At 71.5% G+C, this 20,208-nt stretch carries 18 protein-coding genes; 9 read left to right on the top strand and 9 right to left on the bottom strand.

What is annotated here, in order from left to right:
• Positions 1-9 precede the first annotated feature (9 nt).
• The 7 genes from glxA to ACZ6K0_RS06980 all read right to left on the bottom strand — a co-directional run bounded on the left by glxA (position 10) and on the right by ACZ6K0_RS06980 (position 6,838).
• Positions 10-1,971, bottom strand: coding sequence for a radical copper oxidase GlxA (glxA, locus tag ACZ6K0_RS07010; RefSeq protein ID WP_469227613.1), 1,962 nt, complete (start codon positions 1,969-1,971; stop codon positions 10-12).
• Positions 1,972-1,974: 3 nt separating this feature from the next.
• The gene (locus ACZ6K0_RS07005; protein WP_469227614.1) at positions 1,975-3,825 is read right to left on the bottom strand and encodes a glycosyltransferase family 2 protein; all 1,851 of its coding nucleotides are present in this window, start codon (positions 3,823-3,825) and stop codon (positions 1,975-1,977) included.
• A gap of 90 nt (positions 3,826-3,915) precedes the next feature.
• A complete protein-coding gene (locus tag ACZ6K0_RS07000) occupies positions 3,916-4,593 on the bottom strand; it encodes a TetR/AcrR family transcriptional regulator (protein ID WP_376400499.1) in 678 nt (225 codons plus the stop codon).
• Between the two features lie 29 nt (positions 4,594-4,622).
• Positions 4,623-5,282, bottom strand: a complete 660-nt coding sequence (locus ACZ6K0_RS06995; protein WP_469227999.1) for a DUF4166 domain-containing protein — start codon at positions 5,280-5,282, stop codon at positions 4,623-4,625.
• A 35-nt stretch (positions 5,283-5,317) separates the two neighbouring features.
• On the bottom strand, positions 5,318-6,040 hold the full coding sequence (locus tag ACZ6K0_RS06990) for a hypothetical protein (RefSeq protein ID WP_469227615.1): 723 nt from the start codon (positions 6,038-6,040) through the stop codon (positions 5,318-5,320).
• A gap of 154 nt (positions 6,041-6,194) precedes the next feature.
• Positions 6,195-6,488: an MTH1187 family thiamine-binding protein gene (locus ACZ6K0_RS06985; protein ID WP_469227616.1), complete on the bottom strand. Its 294-nt coding sequence runs from the start codon at positions 6,486-6,488 to the stop codon at positions 6,195-6,197.
• Positions 6,485-6,838 carry a DUF3817 domain-containing protein gene (locus tag ACZ6K0_RS06980; RefSeq protein ID WP_376399939.1) on the bottom strand — a complete coding sequence of 118 codons (354 nt, stop codon included), beginning with the start codon at positions 6,836-6,838 and terminating at the stop codon, positions 6,485-6,487. Before ACZ6K0_RS06980 ends, ACZ6K0_RS06985 begins: the two co-directional genes overlap by 4 nt.
• Positions 6,839-6,945: 107 nt before the next feature.
• On the opposite strand from ACZ6K0_RS06980, the gene ACZ6K0_RS06975 reads away from it, so the two are divergent.
• From ACZ6K0_RS06975 to ACZ6K0_RS06960, 4 genes are all read left to right on the top strand, one after another.
• Complete coding sequence (locus ACZ6K0_RS06975) at positions 6,946-7,584, top strand: AIM24 family protein (protein ID WP_376399942.1); 639 nt, start codon at positions 6,946-6,948, stop codon at positions 7,582-7,584.
• Positions 7,584-8,234, top strand: a complete 651-nt coding sequence (locus ACZ6K0_RS06970; protein WP_376399945.1) for an AIM24 family protein — start codon at positions 7,584-7,586, stop codon at positions 8,232-8,234. Before ACZ6K0_RS06975 ends, ACZ6K0_RS06970 begins: the two co-directional genes overlap by 1 nt.
• A complete protein-coding gene (locus ACZ6K0_RS06965) occupies positions 8,231-9,016 on the top strand; it encodes an AIM24 family protein (protein WP_376399948.1) in 786 nt (261 codons plus the stop codon). Before ACZ6K0_RS06970 ends, ACZ6K0_RS06965 begins: the two co-directional genes overlap by 4 nt.
• 174 nt (positions 9,017-9,190) lie before the next feature.
• Positions 9,191-9,667 carry a MarR family winged helix-turn-helix transcriptional regulator gene (locus tag ACZ6K0_RS06960; protein WP_376399951.1) on the top strand — a complete coding sequence of 159 codons (477 nt, stop codon included), beginning with the start codon at positions 9,191-9,193 and terminating at the stop codon, positions 9,665-9,667.
• Between the two features lie 61 nt (positions 9,668-9,728).
• Here ACZ6K0_RS06960 and meaB read toward each other — a convergent pair whose 3' ends face one another.
• Together meaB and ACZ6K0_RS06950 are read right to left on the bottom strand one after the other, a co-directional pair.
• Entirely contained in the window at positions 9,729-10,685 is a 957-nt protein-coding gene (gene meaB, locus ACZ6K0_RS06955) for a methylmalonyl Co-A mutase-associated GTPase MeaB (protein ID WP_376399954.1), read from the bottom strand.
• Between the two features lie 36 nt (positions 10,686-10,721).
• Positions 10,722-11,924 (bottom strand): acetyl-CoA C-acetyltransferase, encoded by a 1,203-nt coding sequence (locus ACZ6K0_RS06950; RefSeq protein WP_376399958.1) that lies wholly within the window; start codon positions 11,922-11,924, stop codon positions 10,722-10,724.
• A 138-nt stretch (positions 11,925-12,062) separates the two neighbouring features.
• On the opposite strand from ACZ6K0_RS06950, the gene mce reads away from it, so the two are divergent.
• The 5 genes from mce (at position 12,063) to ACZ6K0_RS06925 (ending at position 20,173) form a co-directional block, all read left to right on the top strand.
• On the top strand, positions 12,063-12,515 hold the full coding sequence (mce, locus tag ACZ6K0_RS06945; RefSeq protein ID WP_376399961.1) for a methylmalonyl-CoA epimerase: 453 nt from the start codon (positions 12,063-12,065) through the stop codon (positions 12,513-12,515).
• A gap of 213 nt (positions 12,516-12,728) precedes the next feature.
• Positions 12,729-17,261 carry a polarized growth protein Scy gene (gene scy / locus ACZ6K0_RS06940; protein ID WP_469228001.1) on the top strand — a complete coding sequence of 1,511 codons (4,533 nt, stop codon included), beginning with the start codon at positions 12,729-12,731 and terminating at the stop codon, positions 17,259-17,261.
• 114 nt (positions 17,262-17,375) lie between these two features.
• A complete protein-coding gene (locus ACZ6K0_RS06935; protein ID WP_317599205.1) occupies positions 17,376-18,311 on the top strand; it encodes a coiled-coil domain-containing protein in 936 nt (311 codons plus the stop codon).
• Between the two features lie 110 nt (positions 18,312-18,421).
• A complete protein-coding gene (locus tag ACZ6K0_RS06930) occupies positions 18,422-19,390 on the top strand; it encodes an ATP-binding cassette domain-containing protein (RefSeq protein ID WP_376399965.1) in 969 nt (322 codons plus the stop codon).
• A gap of 3 nt (positions 19,391-19,393) precedes the next feature.
• A complete protein-coding gene (locus ACZ6K0_RS06925; RefSeq protein ID WP_376399968.1) occupies positions 19,394-20,173 on the top strand; it encodes an ABC transporter permease in 780 nt (259 codons plus the stop codon).
• Positions 20,174-20,208 lie beyond the last annotated feature (35 nt).

Here is a 20,208-nt window from a genome sequence, read left to right as displayed (position 1 = left end):
GGCAAGCGCTCACCCCACCTGGATCCACTTCGCCTCGCTCGGGATGCCCTTCGCGTCCGTCACGAAGAGCATGTACCAGCCGGGCGGCACGAGCGTGCGGTCCTGCGGTACGTCGACGGTGACCGTCCTCCCGTCCTGTCCCTTCATCAGGCCGAGCTCCACCGAGCGCTGTTCGACGTCCGTCGTGTGGGTGACGGCGCTGGGCCGCATCAGCCGGGCCCCGGCGATCCGCCCGGCGTCGGCGGTCCTGAAGGTGGCGCGGCCGTTCTGGTCGAGCTCCCGCGGCCCCTCCCCCAGGGCGGGCCGGTCGGCGCCCGCCCGGTGGAGGTAGGGCGGGGTGAAGACCTCGATGCGCTGCTCGAACGTGCCGAGCTTGGTGTTGTCCTTGTCGTCGAAGAGCGGGTCGGAGCCGAAGGTGGCGACCCGGCCGTCGGGGAGCAGCAGTGCCTCGGAGTGGTAGTTGCGGCCGACGGTGGGTTCGGCGGCCTCGGTGAAGGCGTTGGCCTTCGGGTCGTAGAACTGCGCCTTGAGGATGTCGCTGCCGCTGCGGCCCCGGTACTCCTCGGACCCGCCGCTGGTGAAGACGGTGTCGTCGGGCAGCAGGACGCTGCTGAGGTAGCGGGTGCCCTGCGGGAGGGCGGGCCCGTCGGTGAAGACGGGGCTGTCCTTGGAGAGGTCGACGATCGAGGTGCGGGCGGTGGACTTCGGGGACTCGCCGACCCCGCCGCCGCCGAGGACCATGACCTTCTGGTCCTGGACGGGCGGCAGCAGCAGGGAGGCGGAGGTCTCCAGCTGGTCGGGGTCGGTGAGCCCGCCGAGCTTGGTGAAGGAGTTCTTCTCCAGGTCCCACAGGCCGGGTTCGCGGCCCTTCTCGGCGGGGCCGTAGCCGGCGTTGGAGCCGGTGTAGAGGACCTTGCCGCCCTGGGTGAGGAAGAGGGAGGGGTAGGTGGGGAAGTAGCGGAAGGGTCCCTTGGACCACTTCTTGGTCTCGGGGTCGTAGATCTCGTTGTCGCCGGGGACGACGTCGCCGACGTCGTTGAGCCCGGAGACGGCGAGGACCTTGCCGTCGTCGAGGGTGAGGAGAGTCGGGTACCAGCGGGCGTCCTTCATCGGGGCCACGGGGATGTACTTCTCGGCCCGGGGGTCGAACTCGTAGGCGCCCTTGATGCCCTGGAAGTCCTGCTTCTCGGTGGTGAGCTTCTGCGCGAGGCCGTAGACGTCGTCGGCCTCGTCGCCCTTGAGGCCGACGACCTCGTACTGCGCGGCCTCGGTGGTGAGGGCCTGCGGGCCCGCCTTCCTCGCCTCGACGAAGACCCGTGACTCGGCGGCGGTGACCTTGGTCTCCCAGGGCTTCATCTGGCCGCTCTTGAAGTACGAGATCTCGAACTCGCGCTTGGCCTTGGGGACGGTGACGTCGAACTTGGAGACGTACTCGACCCCGGACGGGGAGCGGAAGACGGTGCCCTTCTTGAGGGTGACCGCCTTGTCGGGACTCTCGTTCTTGACCCGCATGCCGCCGCCGGCCTTCTTCACGCCGTCCCCGAGGACCTCGTAGCGGGCGGTGCCGCCGGCGACGAGCAGCCGCCCGTCGGGGAGCTGGGTGTGGCCGGAGCAGAAGAAGTCCACGGGGGTGGGGATCTTCTTGAAGGTGTTCTTCACCGGGTCCCAGAGGATGGTCTCGAAGGTCCCCGCGTCGAAGTTCTTCTGGTCGTTGCCCGAGCCGGCGATCAGGAGCACCTTGCCGGTGTGCAGGAGCGCCGCGTGGATGGCGTTGATGCGGTACTGCTCGGGGACGTCCACCTCCGCCCAGGAGCCGAACTCCTGCTGGTAGCCGGGCTGGGCGATCTTGTACGCGTGGTACTTCTCCTCCGCGAAGGAGACGGCGGCGGGGGCGTTGAGCGCGGCGAGGACCACGACGGCCCCGCTGCCGAGCAGCGTCTTCTTGAACTTCTTCGACGGCCGGTAGGCCATGGCTCAGTTCCCTCCGGTCGTCGTCGGGGCCGGGGCGGCAGGCGTGGGCGGGATGGCGGCCGGGAGGACGGCGACCCCTTCGCGGGCGACTCCTTCGCGGGCGACCCCTTCGCGGGCGTCCGCGAGGCCGCGGCTGCGGGCGCGGGCCCTCGCGCGGTCCCGGACGCGCCGCACGCGCCGGGCCCGTACCGATGTCCACACCCAGAGGAGGGCCGGGGTCAGGGCGATGACCAGGGCGAGGGACGCCCAGGTGCGCATGGCCGCGTGGGTGTGGCCGTAGTGGACGGAGGCGGCGAGCGAGGCGATGAGGATCACCGCCCAGTAGAGGTGGATGCGGAAGGTGGCGACCCGGTCGGGGCTGGCCTCGCCGCCCTTGGGGGTGACGACGAAGCGGCCGCGGGTGCGGAGGGCCGCCGAGCCGAGGGACTTGAGGTAGATGGGCGCGGAGAGCGCGGACATCGCCATGCCGGCGAGGCCGCCGGAACCCTCGGGTTCGTGGGGCGAGACGTTGTGCCGCCGGTTCCAGAGGTAGAGCCCGATCTGGAGGGCGACGGCGTCGCTGTAGATCATCAGCCACACCTGGGTGGAGACCTGGGTGCCGGAGGCGCCGAACCAGAGGTAGAGGACGCAGCTGAGGATGCCCACGAACCAGTTGACGGCCGTCATCGGGTAGTAGACGAGCATCAGCGTGTAGTTGAGGAAGCGGCCCGGCGGGGTGCGGAAGGGCGCCTTCCAGAACTGCTTGACGATCGTCTCGTACGTGCCCCGGGACCAGCGGAGCTGCTGGGTGAAGAAGTCGGTCCAGGAGGCCGGGCCCTCGCCGACCGCGAGCACGTCGGGGGTGTAGACGGAGCGCCAGAAGCGGCCGGTGCGCGGGTTCTTCCTGCGGTGCAGTTCGAAGCCGGTGGCCATGTCCTCGGTGACGGAGTCGTACAGGCCGCCGATCTGCTGGAGGGCGGAGATCCGGACGATGTTGTTCGTGCCGACGAACATGGGCGCGCGGTAGCGGTTTCCGGCCCGCTGGATGAGGGCGTGGAAGAGGAACTGCTGCGACTCGGCGGCCTTGGTGACGATGTTGGTGTAGTTGCCGTAGACCTGCGGTCCGACGACGAAGGCGATGTCGGGGTCGCGGAAGTAGCCGAGCATCCGCTCCAGGAAGTTGGGGAGCGGGACGTGGTCGGTGTCGACGGAGGCGAAGAAGTCGTACGCGTTCCCGTGCATGGCGAGCCAGGCGTTGTAGTTGCCGTGCTTGGTCCTCGCCTTGTGCACGCCCTTCCTGCGGTTCCACTCGGGGACGCCGGCACGGGTGAAGTGGCGGACTCCGAGCTCGGCGCAGAGCTCCTTGGCCTCGGCGGAGTCGCCCTCGTCGAGGAGCCAGACGTCCAGCGGCCCGTCGTGGCGCAGCCGGACGGCGCCTTCGAGGGTGGCGCGGACCATGGAGAGCGGTTCCTTGCCCGGGACGTACGTGGTGAGGAAGGCGACGCGGGTGCCGGGCTCCTCGTGGACGGGTATCGGGTCGCGGGCGACCATCGTGGCGTGGGCGATCGACGTGACGTTCACCAGCATGAAGAAGCAGATGAGGCCGATCGACACGAGCATGACGGTGTCGAGGTGGACGAGCCAGGGTTCGCCGCCCTCCCGGACGGTCCAGTGGCTCGGCCAGACGAGATAGGCCAGGAGCACCGCCGACAGGACCGGCGCCAGGCACATGAGCAGGACGGCCCTTATTCGGTGCGGCTCCTTCGAGAGCAGACTCCGGTACTGCACCGTGTAGGCCGCGGGGTCCGTGTCCGGGTCCGTGAGCGGACCGGCGAGTCGGCTGTAGGTGTCGTAGTCGTAGCCTTCCGGCCGCACGGTGCCTCCAGCTGTCGTCGAACGGGTCGATACCCCAACAAAAGGGGACTTCGTTCGGCGTGTCGACTGGAGTAGTCCGAGTGGGCGTCCTTACCTGTTGCGATCACTGTGTCGACGCAGCGTGTACGTGACGGCCTTCCGGGCGACCGGGTTCAGCTCCTCGATCGCGGCCATCAGGAAGCCCAGCTGTTCGAGCGCGGTGAGCGCGGCCTCCGCGCCGGCCGGGTCGACGCCCTCGTACAGTTCGAGGCCGACGAAGGAGGCGGCGACGGCGCGGGCGAGCCCCGCGGGGTCGGCGAACCCGTCGAGCGGGGTCCCGGCGAGGACCCGGACGAGGACCTGCTCGATCTCGGCGATCCACAGGTCGAGCCCGGCGGCGGTGGCCGGGGCGAGCCGGGGGTGGGTCTGGGCCCCGGCGAGCAGCTGCCCGAGGACGGCGACGTGTCCGGCGTCCCGCTCCTCCGCGTGCATCTCGCGCCCGAAGGCGAGCAGCTCGGAGAGGCTGCCGACGGAGCGGAGCCGCTCGCGGTGGCGGGCGACGCGCAGTTCGGCGCCGTGCCGGCAGGCGGCGGCGAGCAGCTCGTCGACGGAGCCGAAGTGGTAGAAGACCAGGGCCTGGTTGACCCCGGCGGTGGTTGCGATCGCGCGCGCGGAGGCCTTGGCGATGCCCTGCTCGACGAGGGTGCGCAGGGCGCCGTCGAGCAGCTTGTCCCGGGTCTCCTGGCTCCGCGCGTCCTGACCCCTCGCGCCGCCGGCGGCCTTCCCGATCGCGGCCTTCCCGATCGCGGTCTCCGCACTCACGCCCGTACCTCCTCGCGCACCGGGCGCAGCCCCGCGCGCACCCCGTGGGAGCCTACGTCGGCGTATGCGGCGGTGAACGACCCCTCGTAGCCGAAGAGCGGACCGAAGTGCCGGTTCACCACCCGGACGTCGATGCGGAAGCGGCCGGTGCGCTCGTCGAAGGACTCGCGGACCTCGGCCCGGCCGCCGACGAGCTCGGGGACGCGCACGTCCAACGGGCCTTCGCGGAAGCGGTGTTCGCCGGAGGTGATGAGGAGCGAGCCGTCGGGTTCGGCGGACAGGTGCAGATCGCTGGCGAGGTGCTGGTGGGTTCCGAGGTAGTCGAGGACGCACCCCCGCTCGGGGCTGTGGACCATGGTGGCGTCGAAGCGCCGGGGGCCGCCGGGCAGGGCGAAGGTGCGGACGAAGGTGACGGTCTCCCGTCCGTACGAGTCGGCGTACGGCACGTTCTCGATGCTGAAGGGGACGTCCCGGCCGGTGCGGGGCAGCAGGATGTTCCGCAGCCCGCCGACCGCGAGGAAGGGCTTCACGAAGGCCCGGCCGTGCCAGATGCGGTCCATGACGCCGCGTCCGACGCACAGCTCCCCGCTCGCGAGCCCCACCGAGAAGCGCCGCCGGAGTTCCGGGTGCAGCCGCTCGAACTCGGCGTCCCCCATGGCGGTACGGAAGATCGAGGGCGCGCTCCGGGTCGTCACGGCTGCTCCAGGGTGGCGAGGAGCCGGGGCTCCCGGCTGCGGGCGGGCGGGGTGCGCAGACAGCGGCGGGCCGCGGGGGCGCGCGACGAGGGCGGTACGAGGACGGCGGCGGCGAGCCCGAGGACGGTGAGCGGCACGGCGTAGAGGGACACGAGCCCGAGGGGCAGCCGGGTCAGGGCGATCGGCACGGCCACGAGCAGCACCCGGACGGCGGCTTCGAGGAGCCAGCGGTTCCGTGAGCGCTCGGGGGTGACGCCCCGCTCGCACCAGAGCCGCAGCCGGTCGAAGGACCAGGCCGTGGCCCAGCCCATGAGGGGCCGGAAGAGGAGCCGGTCGGCGGCGCGGCCGAGGAGGCCCCAGCGGGGCCGGTAGTCGTAGCCGGTGAGGAAGCGGATGCCGTCGGAGGTGGGGACGTACCGCCAGTAGCCGCTGCCCTCGGCGAGGAGCGACAGCGGGTGGGACGAGGAGAAGCGGAGGGCGGAGACCCGGTCGCCGCCGGCCCGGTGGCGCTCCCCCGCGGAGACACCGGTGCCGGCGACGGCCAGGAAGGGCAGGACGCGGGTCGCGTACCGGAAGCGCTGGGGCTCGTCCCCGGCCTTCGGGAGGTAGGAGATCTCCGTGAACCTCAGGTCCCAGCGCTGGTGGCGGCCGGGTTCCTGCGTCCGCTCCCAGAGCGTGTCCAGGTCCGCGTGCACACGTGTCTCGATGTAGAGACCCATGGGTGTCCCCCCCAGCTCATCCAGCATCTTGAGCGACTGCTCAAAACTGCCCGCGAGTGAAGGTAGCCGATTTTGAGCACTCGCTCAACCAGCGAATACGAAGAGACCCCCGGCCCTGATCAGGACCGGGGGTCTCCGCTGCCGCGATGCGCCGTCAGGCGCCGAGGTGGCGCTCCACCGTCTCGACCTTCGAGGTCAGACCGTCCGTCACGCCGGGACGGATGTCGGCCTTCATGACGACCGAGACGCGCGGCGCGCGGGCCTCGACGGCGGCGACGGCACGCTTCACGACGTCCATGACCTCGTCCCACTCGCCCTCGATGGACGTGAACATGGCGTCGGTACGGTTCGGGAGGCCGGACTCGCGGACGATCCGGACGGCGTCGGCGACGTACTCGCCGACCTCCTCCCCCACGCCCAGCGGGGTGACCGAGAACGCGACGATCACGCCTTCACCGCACCCTCGGCGCTCTCCGCGCGGGCGCGGGAGGCGATGACCGCGTCGGCGGCCTCGCGCTTCAGCTTCCGCTCGGCGTAGAAGCCGCCGAACGGCAGCACCGAGAGGACGAAGTAGAGCGCCGCGGTGCCGAAGCTCCACTTGGTGCGGTTCCAGGCGTCCAGCCAGAAGAGGACGTACAGGATGAACAGCACGCCGTGGACCGCGCCCATGACCGGCACCGCGTTGAAGTCCGTCGTCCGCTTGAGCACCGAGCAGACGAGCAGAAGCAGGAACGAGACGGCCTCCGGCGCGGAGACGAGCCGGAGCCGGTGGAGGGAGGAAGCGGTCTTGATGTCCACGGAGGGGGTCACCTTCGTTCGATCTTGTGAACGGATGCACAAGGGCCCGTCCATTGTGCACGCCGACTTTGCTGTCTCTTTATCCGGGTCCCCAGTACCTTCCTCGGGTGGCAACGTTCCGACTCCAAGGCAGCAAAGTGCTCGCCGTCTCCATGACCGGCGACTCCGTCAAGGCGAAGAACGGCTCGATGGTCGCCTACGACGGCCAGATGGCGTTCAAGAAGATGAGCGGTGGCGGTGAGGGTCTGCGCGGCATGGTGACCCGCCGGCTCACCGGTGAGCAGATGGAGGTGATGGAGGTACGCGGCCAGGGGACCTGCTGGTTCGCCGACCGGGCCTCCGAGATCAACCTCGTGTCCCTGCACGGCGAGAAGCTCTGGGTCGAGGCGAGCAATCTGCTCTGCACCGACGCGGGGCTGCGCACCGGCACGACCTTCACGGGCCTGCGCGGCGGCGCGACCGGCAACGGCCTCTTCACGACCACCGTCGAGGGCACCGGGCAGGCGGCGATCATGTCCGACGGTCCGGCGGTCGTGCTGCGGGTGACTCCGCAGTACCCGCTCCAGGTCGACCCGGGCGCGTACATCGCGCACCAGGGAAACCTCCAGCAGCAGTTCCAGTCCGGTGTGACCTTCCGCACCCTCATGGGCGAGGGCGGCGGCGAGGCGTTCCAGATCCGCTTCGAGGGGGACGGCCTCGTGTACGTCCAGCCGAGCGAGCGGAACACGATCGGGGGCGACGTCTGATGCCGTTCCGCGAGATCAACTCGAAGATGGTCGAGGCGACCGTCGTTCCCGGGCAGCGGATGTTCAGTCAGCGCGGGGCGATGCTCGCGTACCGCGGCGACGTCACTTTCACGCCGAACATGGCGGGCGGTCAGGGCGGCGTGATGTCGATGATCGGCCGTCGCGTGGCCGGCGAGGCGACGCCGCTGATGACGGTCGAGGGCAACGGCACGGTGATGTTCGGGCACGGCGGCCACCACATCCAGGTGATCGGCCTGACGGGCGACACCCTGTACGTGGAGGCCGACCGGCTCCTGGCCTTCGACGGCACCCTGGAGCAGGGCACGATGTTCATGGGCTCGCAGGGCGGGGTCATGGGCATGGTCCGCGGCCAGGTGACCGGCCAGGGCCTCTTCACCACCACCCTCAAGGGACACGGCGCGGTGGCCGTCATGGCGCACGGCGGGGTCGTCGAGCTGCCGATCGCCCCGGGCCGCCCGGTCCACGTGGACCCGCAGGCGTACGTGGCCCACCACGGCGACGTACGGAACAAGCTCTCCACCGCGCTGGGCTGGCGCGACATGGTGGGGCGCGGCTCCGGCGAGGCCTTCCAGCTGGAGCTGAGCGGCAGCGGCGCGGTGTACGTCCAGGCCTCGGAGGAGAAGCTGTGAGCACCCCGGTGATCCACGACCCGACGACGCTCCCGTCGGACGACAACGTGAATCCGTACACCTTCTGCGTGGAGCTCAAGGGCTCCCAGTGGTTCCTGCAGAAGGGCAAGATGATCGCCTACTACGGGCGGATCGAGTTCAACGGCATCGGTCACGGGCGGCTCGACCGGCTGGTCCGGACGTCGTTCCACTCACCGCTGCACGCGAGCGACTGGGTGGTGGCCGAGGGCAGCGGCAAGATGCTGCTCGCGGACCGGGCCTTCGACGTGAACTCGTTCGACCTGGACAAGGGCAACCTGACGATCCGTTCGGGCAACCTCCTCGCCTATCAGCCCACGCTCGCGCTGAAGCAGTCGATCGTGCCGGGCTTCGTGACGCTGATCGGCACGGGCAAGTTCGTCGCCGCGTCGAACGGTCCGGTGGTCTTCATGGAGCCGCCGATGCGGGTGGACCCGCAGGCGCTGGTCGGCTGGGCGGACTGCCCCTCGCCGTGCCACCACTACGACCACGGCTACATGACGGGCGTGATGGGCGGCGTACGGGCCCTGACGGGGATCGGCGGCACCTCGGGCGAGGAGCACCAGTTCGAGTTCGTGGGCGCGGGTACGGTCCTGCTCCAGTCGACGGAGCTGCTCATGGCCGAGCGGGCGATCGGCGGTCCGCCCGCGCAGGCGGGAGTGCCGGGCGGTCACGGGGCGCACGGTTCCGGCCAGGCCGTGCCCGGTTCGGTACCGCGCCTTCCCGGCCAGCTGGGCGACCTCCAGCGGCGCTTCGGCCTGTGAGCGGTAGTCTGCGGAGTGTGACGCCCTCGAACGTCTGCGCCCGCGCCGAGCGGGTCGAGGACCGGGGTGTACGGCCCGGGTCGAGGACCGGGGCGCCCGGCGCCCGGCGCCCGGTGCCCGGCGTCACACTCCCAGACTTCGTCAAGAATTCAACTTCTTAGGTAGAATCCATACATGGAGACCGAGACGGCCACCCCGTGGCTCACCGACGGCGAGCAGTGCGCCTGGCGCACGTTCCTGGACGTCCAGAGGATGCTGGCGCACCAGCTGGAGAAGGACCTCCAGCCCTTCGGCCTGACGATGAACGACTACGAGATCCTGGTGAACCTCTCGGAGTCGGCGGAGCGGCGGCTGCGCATGAGCGACCTCGCCACGGCCACCCTCCAGTCGAAGAGCCGGCTCTCCCACCAGATCACCCGGATGGAGAACGCCGGACTCGTCCGCCGCGAGAACTGCGAGTCGGACCGGCGCGGCCTGTACGCCGTCCTGACGGACGACGGCATGGAGACCATGCGCAAGGTCGCCCCGCACCACGTCGAGTCGGTGCGCAGGCACTTCATCGACCAGATCGGCGCCGACGCCCTCGGCGACCTCCACGAGTCCCTGAAGCCCATCGCGGAGCAGCTCCGCGGGCGGCGCGGCAAGCCGTAGCCGCCGAGCGCGTACGAAAAGGGCCTCCCCGGCGATCCGGGGAGGCCCTTTCGCGTACCGCTCAGTTGCCCGTCAGGCTCGCGACCAGCTCGTCGGAGGCCGCGTACGGGTCGAGGTCGCCCGCGACGATCCGCTCCGCGAGCGCGTCCAGGCGCCGGTCGCCGTGCAGGTCGCCGATGCGCTCGCGCAGGGCCGTGATGGTGATCGTCTCCACCTCGCGCGCGGCACGGGACCGCCGGCGGTCCGCGAGCACCCCGTGCTCCTCCATCCACGCGCGGTGCTTCTCCAGGGCCTCCACGACCTCGTCGATGCCCTCGCCGCGCGCCGCGACCGTCTTGACGATCGGCGGCCGCCAGTCACCGGCGGACCGCGCCTCGCCGAGGCCCAGCATGTGGTTGAGCTCGCGGGCGGTGGCGTCCGCGCCGTCCCGGTCGGCCTTGTTGACCACGTACAGGTCGCCGATCTCCAGGATGCCCGCCTTCGCGGCCTGGATCCCGTCGCCCATGCCCGGCGCGAGGAGCACGACCGAGGTGTCGGCCTGGGAGGCGATCTCCACCTCGGACTGCCCGACGCCGACCGTCTCCACGAGGATCACCTCGCAGCCGGCCGCGTCCAGGACGCGGATGGCCTGCGGGGCGGACCAGGCGAGACCGCCCAGATGGCCGCGGGTGGCCATCGAGCGGATGTAGACGCCCGGGTCGGAGGCGTGCTCCGACATCCGGACCCGGTCGCCGAGCAGCGCTCCCCCGCTGAAGGGGGAGGACGGGTCGACGGCCAGGACGCCGACCCGCTTGCCCGCCCGCCGGTACGCGGAGACGAGCGCGGAGGTCGACGTGGACTTGCCGACGCCGGGCGAGCCCGTCAGGCCCACCACGTAGGCGTTGCCGGTCAGCGGCGCGAGCGCCGCCATCACCTCGCGCAGCTGCGGGGACGCCCCCTCCACGAGCGAGATCAGCCGGGCCACGGCCCGCGGCCTGCCCTCGCGCGCCTGGGCGACGAGTGCGGGGACGTCCACCATCTGCACTGCTCCTTAGGTGCCGGAATTACTTGCCGGTTACTTGCCGGCGACGCGGACGATCAGCGCGTCGCCCTGCCCGCCGCCGCCGCAGAGGGCCGCGGCGCCGATGCCGCCGCCGCGCCGCTTGAGCTCCAGGGCGAGGTGCAGCACCACACGGGCGCCGGACATGCCGATCGGGTGGCCCAGGGCGATGGCGCCACCGTTGACGTTCACCTTCTCGGGGGTAACGCCGAGGTCCTTCATTGACTGGACGGCGACCGCGGCGAAGGCCTCGTTGATCTCGATCAGGTCGAGGTCGTCGACGGTCAGGCCCTCCTTCTTGAGGGCGTGCAGGATCGCGTTGGACGGCTGCGACTGGAGCGAGTTGTCCGGGCCGGCCACGTTGCCGTGGGCGCCGATCTCGGCGATCCAGTCCAGGCCCAGCTCCTCGGCCTTGGCCTTGCTCATCACGACGACGGCGGCGGCGCCGTCCGAGATCTGCGAGGAGGTGCCGGCGGTGATGGTGCCGTCCTTGGCGAAGGCCGGGCGGAGCTTGCCGAGGGACTCGACGGTGGTCTCGGCGCGGATGCCCTCGTCCTTGGAGAAGACGACCGGCTCGCCCTTGCGCTGCGGGATCTCGACCGGGGTGATCTCGGCCTCGAAGATGCCGTTCTTCTGCGCGGTGGCGGCGCGCTGGTGCGAGAGGGCGGCGATCTCGTCCTGCTCGGGGCGCTGGATGCCCAGGCGGGTGTTGTGCTTCTCCGTGGACTCGCCCATGGCGATGTTCTCGAAGGCGTCGGTGAGGCCGTCGTACGCCATCGCGTCGAGCATCTCGATCGCGCCGTACTTGTAGCCCTCGCGGGAGTTCGGCAGCAGGTGCGGGGCGTTGGTCATCGACTCCTGGCCGCCGGCGACGACCACGTCGAACTCGCCCGCGCGGATCAGCTGGTCGGCGAGCGCGATCGCGTCGAGGCCGGACAGACACACCTTGTTGATGGTGAGGGCCGGGACGCTCATCGGGATGCCGGCCTTGACGGCCGCCTGACGCGCGGGGATCTGCCCGGCGCCCGCCTGGAGCACCTGGCCCATGATCACGTACTGGACCTGGTCGCCGCCGATGCCCGCACGGTCGAGGGCGGCCTTGATCGCGAAGCCGCCGAGGTCCGCGCCCGAGAAGGACTTGAGCGAGCCGAGCAGGCGACCCATGGGCGTGCGGGCGCCCGCGACGATCACTGAGGTGGTACCGGTCGTTCCAGACATGAGGCACGGCCCCTAGGGATGAGGAGTGAACGAGGGTTTACCGCCAATGTACTGAGGGGCGCGCTGCGAGGTCACCGGGCAGCCGGTGTGATCGCGCGCACGTTGCGTAACCGCCTTCCTGGCGATGGACTAGGGGGCATGCTGACGCGAATCGACCACATCGGGATCGCCTGTTTCGACCTCGACAAGACTGTCGAGTTCTACCGTGCGACATACGGCTTCGAGGTCTTCCACACCGAGGTCAACGAGGAGCAGGGCGTCCGCGAGGCCATGCTCAAGATCAACGAGACCTCCGACGGCGGGGCCTCCTACCTCCAGCTCCTGGAGCCGACCCGGGAGGACTCGGCGGTGGGCAAGTGGCTCGCCAAGAACGGCGAGGGCGTGCACCACATCGCCTTCGGTACGGCGGACGTCGACGGCGATGCCGCGGACATCCGCGAGAAGGGCGTCCGGGTCCTCTACGACCAGCCGCGGATCGGCTCGATGGGCTCCCGCATCACCTTCCTGCACCCCAAGGACTGCCACGGCGTGCTCACGGAACTGGTCACCTCGGCGAAGCCCTCCGCTGACCACTCCTCAGCGGAGCACTGACCTCCGGATTCCTGGCCCGGTAGAGTGGGCGGCTCCGGGCCGGGGCCGGTCGGGGCTGCTCCGCGTGGCACCGAAGTCGGGATGTCGGGGTCGTCCGATCTGCCACGATTCCCCGGGGGTCCGTCCTCGTCGGTGAAGACGGTGCTCGTTGGAGTTGCGGACAGGGTTGGGGTCTCCCCTGCTCGGAGAGCTCGGGGAAGGATGGACCGCGCAGTGCGGGGCTACGAACGCCAGGAGAGCCACCGAGCTGAAGACGACCATCTCGCACGGTTCGAAGCCGAGATGGACCGGCTGAAGACCGAGCGGGAAAAGGCCGTCCAGCACGCCGAGGACCTCGGTTACCAGGTCGAGGTCTTGCGTGCCAAGCTCCACGAGGCGCGCCGCACCATCGCGTCCAGGCCCGCGTACGACAGCGCGGACATCGGCTACCAGGCCGAGCAGTTGCTGCGCAACGCGCAGGCGCAGGCCGAACAGCTCCGGCAGGACGCCGAGCGCGAGCTGCGCGAGGCCCGCGCCCAGACGCAGCGCATCCTCCAGGAGCACGCCGAGCACCAGTCGCGGCTCCAGGCCGAGCTGCACAACGAGGCGGTCCAGCGCCGCCAGCAGCTGGACCAGGAGCTCAACGAGCGCCGGCAGACCGTCGAGGCGCACGTCAACGAGAACGTCGCCTGGGCCGAGCAGCTGCGTGCCCGTACGGAGTCCCAGGCCCGCCGCCTGATGGAGGAGTCCCGCGCGGAGGCCGAGCAGTCGCTCGCCACCGCCCGCGCCGAGGCCACCCGGCTCGCGGAGGAGACCAGCCGCCGCGTCGGCGCCGAGGCCGAGGCGGCCCGCGCCGAGGCCGAGGCGATCCTGCTGCGCGCCCGCAAGGACGCCGAGCGGCTCCTGGGCGCCGCCTCCAGCCAGGCGCAGGAGGCCACGAGCCACGCCGAGCAGCTCCGCTCGACGACCACCGCCGAGACGGACCAGGCCCGCCGCCAGGCCACCGAGCTGTCCCGCGCCGCCGAGCAGCGCATGCAGGAGGCCGAGGAGAAGCTCCGGCTGGCCCGCGCCGAGGCCGAGAAGGCCCTCACGGAGGCCAAGGACGCCGCCGCCAGGCAGCTCGCCTCCGCGGAGTCCGTCAACGAGCAGCGCACCCGCACGGCCAAGACGGAGATCGCCCGGCTCGTCGGCGAGGCCACCAAGGACGCCGAGGCCCTCAAGGCCGAGGCCGAGGAGAAGCTCCGCGAGGCGACCGCCGAGGCCGAGAAGCTGCTCTCGGAGGCCTCGGAGAAGGCCCGTACGGCCGTCGCCGAGGACTCCGCCGCCGCTCTCGCCAAGGCCGCGCGCAGCGCCGAGGAGATCCTCACCAAGGCGTCCGACGACGCCCGCGAGACCACCCGCAAGGCCGCCGAGGAGGCCGAGCGGGTCCGCCGCGAGGCCGAGGCCGAGATGGACCGGCTGCGGGCCCGGGTCGAGGAGCAGGCCGACGAACTGCTCGGCTCGGCGAAGGACGACACCAAGGAGTACCGCGCCAAGACGGTCGAGCTCCAGGAGGAGGCCCGCCGGCTGCGCGGCGAGGCCGAGCAGCTGCGCGCCGAGGCCGTCGCGGAGGGCGAGCGGATCCGCGGCGAGGCCCGGCGCGAGGCCCTCCAGCAGATCGAGGAGGCCGCCGGCACCGCCGAGGAGCTGCTCACCAAGGCCCGTACGGACGCCGAGGAGCTCCGCACCAAGGCCGGCGCCGAGGGCGAGCGGGTCAAGTCCGAGGCCGTGGAGCGCGCCCAGACGCTCCGCGCCCAGGCCGAGGAGACCCTGGAGCGCACCCGCGCCGAGGCCGAGCGGCTGCGCGCCGAGGCCGAGGAGCAGGCGGAGTCGGTCAGGGAGACGGCCGAGGAGGCCGCCGCCGGGCTGCGCGCGGACGCCGAGCGGGCCGCCGAGGCCCGCCGCGCCGAGGCCGCCGAGGAACTGACCCGGCTGCACACCGACGCCGAGACGAAGGTGGCGGCGGCCGGCCGGGAGCTGACCGACGCCCGCGCCGAGAGCGAGCGGATCCGGCGCGAGACCGCCGAGGAGACGGAGCGGCTCCGCACGGAGGCCGCCGAGCGCATCCGTACGCTCCAGGAGCAGGCCGAGCAGGAGGCCGAGCGGCTGCGGGCCGAGGCCTCGGCCGACGCGTCCACCACGCGCACCGAGGCCGAGACCGCCGCCGTACGGCTCCGCACGGAGGCCGGCGAGGAGGCCGAGCGCCTGAAGTCGGAGGCGCAGGAGACCGCCGACCGCGTCCGCGCGGAGGCCGGGGCCGCCGCCGAGCGGGTGGCCGCCGAGGCCGCCGAGGCGCTGGCCGCCGCACAGGACGAGGCCAACCGGCGCCGCCGCGAGGCCGAGTCGACCCTGGAGTCGGCCCGCTCCGAGGCCGGCCGGGAGCGCGAGCACGCCCGCGAGCAGTCCGAGGAGCTCCTCGCCGCCGCCCGCAAGCGGGTCGAGGACGCCCAGGCCGAGGCCCAGCGCCTGGTCGAGGAGGCGGACGCGCGGGCGACCGAGATGGTCACCGCGGCCGAGCAGACCGCCCAGGAGGTGCGGGACTCGGTGGCCGGGCTGCGCGAGCAGGCCGAGGAGGAGATCGCCGGGCTGCGCAGCGCCGCCGAGCACGCGGCCGAGCGGACGCGTACGGAGGCGCAGGAGGAGGCGGACCGGGTCCGGGCCGACGCGTACGAGGAGCGGGAGCGGGCGTCCGAGGACGCCTCCCGCACCCGGGCGCGCGCCCAGGAGGAGTCGGAGGCCGCGAAGGCGCTGGCCGAGCGGACGGTCGGGGACGCGATCGCCGAGTCGGAGAAGCTGCGGGCGGACACCGCGGAGTACGCGCAGCGGGTACGGACCGAGGTGACGGACTCGCTCGCCTCGGCGGAGCAGGACGCCGCCCGTACGCGGGCCGACGCCCGGGACGACGCGAACCGGATCCGTTCGGAGGCCGCCGAGCGCGCCGAGACGGCGGTCGGCGAGGCACGGGCGGAGGCGGACCGGATCGGCACCGAGGCCGAGCGGGTCCTCGACGAGGCCCGCAAGGCGGCCGACAAGCGCCGCAGCGACGCCGCCGAGCAGGCCGACACCCTCGTGGGCAAGGCGACGAGCGAGGCCGAGCGGGTCACGACGGAGGCGCTCGCGGAGGCCGAGCGGGTCACCGCCGAGGCGACCGCGGAGGCCGAGCGGCTCACGGCCGAGGCCGCCGAGCTCCTGGAGAGCACCGAGCAGGACGCGCGCCGGCTCCGTACCGAGGCCGAGCAGGTCAAGGCCGACGGGGAGGCGCACGCGGAGGCGCTGCGGACCGCGGCGATCACGGACGGCGAGCAGGTCCTCGACGAGGCCCGCAAGGCCGCCGACAAGCGGCGCAGCGACGCCGCCGAACAGGCCGACGCACTCATGGCGGAGGCGACGAGCGAGGCCGAGCGGCTCACCGCCGAGGCGGTCGAGCTCATGGAGACGACCGAGCAGGACGCCCGGCGGCTCCGTGCCGAGGCCGAGCAGGTCAAGACCGACGGGGAGGCGCACGCCCAGGCGCTGCGGACGGCCGCCCTCGCCGACGGCGAGCAGGTCCTCGACGAGGCCCGCAAGGCCGCCGACAAGCGCCGCAGCGACGCCGCCGAGCAGGCCGACGCGCTCATCGCCGAGGCGACGAGCGAGGCCGAGCGGCTCACCCGCGAGGCGGGCGAGCTGTCCGACGCGGTCACGGCGGACGCGCGCGCCGACGCCGAGCGGGTCGCGGCGGAGGCCGCCGAGCAGGCCGCGCGGACCATCGCCGAAGGCGAGCGGGCCAAGGCCGACGCGGAGGCCGCGGCGGCCGCGACGGTGGCCGCCGCGCAGCAGGACGACGAGCGGATCCGCAGCGAGTCGGAGCGGCTCAGGGCGGACGCCGAGGCGGCGGCCGAGCAGATGCGGTCGGAGGCCCGCGCGGAGGCGGACCGGACGCTCGACGAGGCCCGGGACGCCGGCGCGCGGAAGCGTTCGGACGCGGCCGAGCAGGCGGACCAGCTCATCGCCAAGGCCCAGGAGGAGGCGCTGCGCGCCACCACCGAGGCCGAGACTCAGGCGGACACGATGGTCGGCGCGGCCCGCAAGGAGGCCGAGCGGATCGTCGCCGAGGCGACCGTCGAGGGCAACTCGCTGGTGGAGAAGGCCCGTACGGACGCCGACGAACTGCTCGTCGGGGCACGCAGCGACGCGACGGCCATAAGGGACCGGTCCGAGGAGCTGCGGGGCCGCGTCGAGGGCGAGATCGAGGAACTGCACGAGCGGGCGCGGCGCGAGAACGCCGAGCAGATGAAGACGGCCGGCGAGCGCGTCGACAAGCTGGTCAAGGCCGCCACGGAGCAGCGCACCGAGGCCGAGGAGAAGGCCAAGGAGCTGGTCTCCGAGGCGAGTTCCGAGGCGAGCAAGGTCCGCATCGCGGCGGTGCGGAAGGCGGAGGCGCTCCTCAAGGAGGCCGAGCAGAAGAAGGCGTCGCTCGTCGCGGAGGCCGAGGGCATCAAGGCGGAGGCCGAGCGGCTGCGGGCCGACGCGGAGGCCGAGGCCGAGCGGACCGTCGCCGAGGGCAAGCGGGAGCTGGAGGTGCTCGTGCGCAGGCGCGAGGACATCAATGCCGAGATCTCCCGTGTCCAGGACGTGCTGGAGGCGTTGGAGTCTTTCGAGACGCCGTCGGCGGGGGCGAAGGACGGGCTCAAGGCGGGTGTGTCGACGGGGGCCACTCGTTCGAGTGGCAAGTCCCAGGACGGCTAGCCACTCAAAAGGCTGGACATTCTCCAGATCAAACGGGCATACGCTCGATGACACGCCGCTTCGGCCCCTAGGATTCCCTCTAACACCTCACCGGTCTCATTCGACAGGAAACCCATGAGCGACACTTCCTCCCCCTTCGGCTTCGAGCTCGTGCGGCGCGGTTACGACCGCGGTCAGGTGGACGACCGCATTACCAAGCTCGTTTCCGACCGCGACAGCGCACTGTCCCGCATCACCTCGCTGGAGAAGCGCATCGAGGAACTCCACCTCGAAACGCAGAACGCCCAGGCGCAGGTCACCGACGCGGAGCCGTCGTACGCCGGCCTCGGTGCCCGTGTCGAGAAGATCCTCCGACTCGCCGAGGAGGAGGCGAAGGACCTGCGCGAGGAGGCCCGTCGCGCCGCCGAGCAGCACCGCGAGCTCGCCGAGTCGGCCGCCCAGCAGGTGCGCAACGACGCGGAGTCCTTCGCGGCCGAGCGGAAGTCGAAGGCCGAGGACGAGGGCGTCCGGATCGTCGAGAAGGCGCAGGGCGAGGCCAACTCGCTGCGTGGCGAGGCGCAGAAGGACGCGCAGTCGAAGCGCGAGGAGGCGGACGCCCTCTTCGAGGAGACCCGCGCCAAGGCCGCCCAGGCCGCCGCGGACTTCGAGACCAACCTGGCGAAGCGCCGCGAGCAGTCGGAGCGCGACCTGGCCTCGCGTCAGGCCAAGGCCGAGAAGCGCCTCGCGGAGATCGAGCACCGCGCCGAGCAGCTCCGCCTGGAGGCCGAGAAGCTGCGTACGGACGCGGAGCGCCGCGCCCGTCAGACGGTGGAGACCGCGCAGCGCCAGGCCGAGGACATCGTGGCCGACGCGAACGCGAAGGCCGACCGGATCCGCAGCGAGTCGGAGCGCGAGCTCGCGGCGCTGACGAACCGCCGCGACTCGATCAACGCCCAGCTGACCAACGTCCGCGAGATGCTGGCGACCCTGACGGGTGCCGCCGTCGCGGCGGCCGGCTCCCCGATCGACGACGAGCGCGCGGCCGGCGTCCCGGCCCAGCAGTCCCGCTGAGGCCCCGCGGCCCCAGGAGCAGCACGTCGCGGTAACGCGTAGGCGACAGCTCGCAAAACCCCCCGTCACTCCGGTGGCGGGGGGTTTTGCGCGCCCTTAACTTGGTACGCATGATCGAGCTTGAGGGCCTGACCAAGCGCTACGGAACGAAGACAGCGGTCGACCATCTCTCCTTCCAGGTCCGGCCGGGCGTCGTCACCGGTTTCCTCGGGCCGAACGGGGCGGGCAAGTCGACGACGATGCGGATGATGCTCGACCTGGACAACCCGACCAGCGGTACGGTCCGGATCGACGGCAAGCACTACCGGGACCTCGCGGAACCGCTCAAGTACATCGGCGCGCTGCTCGACGCCAAGGCGATGAACGGCGGCCGCTCCGCGTACAACAACCTGCTGTGTCTCGCGCAGTCCAACCGGATCCCGCAGAGCCGGGTGGGCGAGGTGCTCGACCTGGTGGGTCTGACGCCGGTCGCGAAGAAGAAGTCGAAGGGTTTCTCCCTCGGCATGGGCCAGCGGCTCGGCATCGCCTCGGCACTGCTCGGTGATCCCGAGATCCTGATGTTCGACGAACCCGTCAATGGTCTGGACCCCGAGGGAATTCACTGGATCCGCAATCTGATGAAGGCCTTGGCCGGCGAGGGCCGGACGATCTTCGTCTCCAGCCATCTGATGAGCGAAATGGCGCTGACGGCCGATCATCTGATCGTGATCGGGCAGGGAAAGCTGCTGGCCGACACGTCGATGGCGGATTTCATCCAGCAGAATTCCAGGAGTTATGTGCGGATGCGTTCTCCGCAGCAGGAACGGCTGCGGGACGTGCTCCACACCAACGGATTCACGGCCATCGAGGTGGGCGACGGACACCTCGAAGTGGACGGGGCGACGACCGAGAAGCTGGGCGAGCTGGCGGCGGAGCACGGGCTCGTACTGCACGAGCTGAGCTCGCAGCGCGCCTCCCTCGAAGAAGCGTTCATGCAGATGACGGCCGGTGCGGTGGAGTACCACGCGCACGGCACCGACGTACACGGCGCCGCACCGGCGCCCGGCCCCCAGTGGGGCTCGACCTCCAAGGGAGCCTGAACGATGGCAGCGGCATCCGCGGTTCTCCAGTCCGAGTGGACCAAGATCCGGACGGTGTCGTCGACCGTCTGGACGCTGGCGAGCGCCCTCCTCGTCACGGTGGTGATGAGCGCGGCGCTCTGCGCCCTGTTCAAGTCGACCTTCGACGATCTCAGCGAAGTGGAGCGGGCCACCTTCGACCCGACGTTCGCCAGCTTCTCCGGGATGATCCTCGGCCAGCTGGCGATGGTGGTCTTCGGCGTCCTGGTGGTCGGCACCGAGTACTCCTCGGGCATGATCCGCACCTCGCTCGCGGCGGTCCCGCAGCGCGCCACCTTCCTCTTCTCGAAGATCGCAGTAGCCGGCGGGCTCGCCCTGCTCGTGGGCCTGGCGACCAGCTTCCTCTCCTTCTCCCTCGGCCAGGCGCTCCTCGGCGAGCACCGCACCACCCTCGGCGCGGACAACGTGCTGCGCGCGGTGGTCGGCGGAGGCCTCTACATGGGGCTGATCGCGATCTTCTCGATGGGCGTGGCGGCGATGCTGCGCTCCTCGATGCTGTCGCTGGGCATCCTGGTGCCGTTCTTCTTCCTGATCTCGCAGATCCTCTCGGCGGTCCCGAAGGCCAAGGAGGTCGCCCTCTACTTCCCCGACCAGGCCGGCTCCAAGATCATGCAGGTGGTGCCGGACGCGATGGGCACGGAGGAGGCGCCGTACGGGCCGTGGGGCGGGCTCGGGATCATGCTCGTCTGGGTGGTGGCGGCGGTCCTCGGCGGCTACCTGGTGATGAAGAAGCGCGACGCCTGACCCGTAGGGGTCCACCTGGGAATCTCCCGGAGATT

This window comes from Streptomyces sp. NPDC042346, from assembly GCF_055581845.1.
The sequence above is the reverse complement of the archived record's forward strand: the minus strand, read 5'-3'. Positions and strand labels throughout refer to the sequence as shown.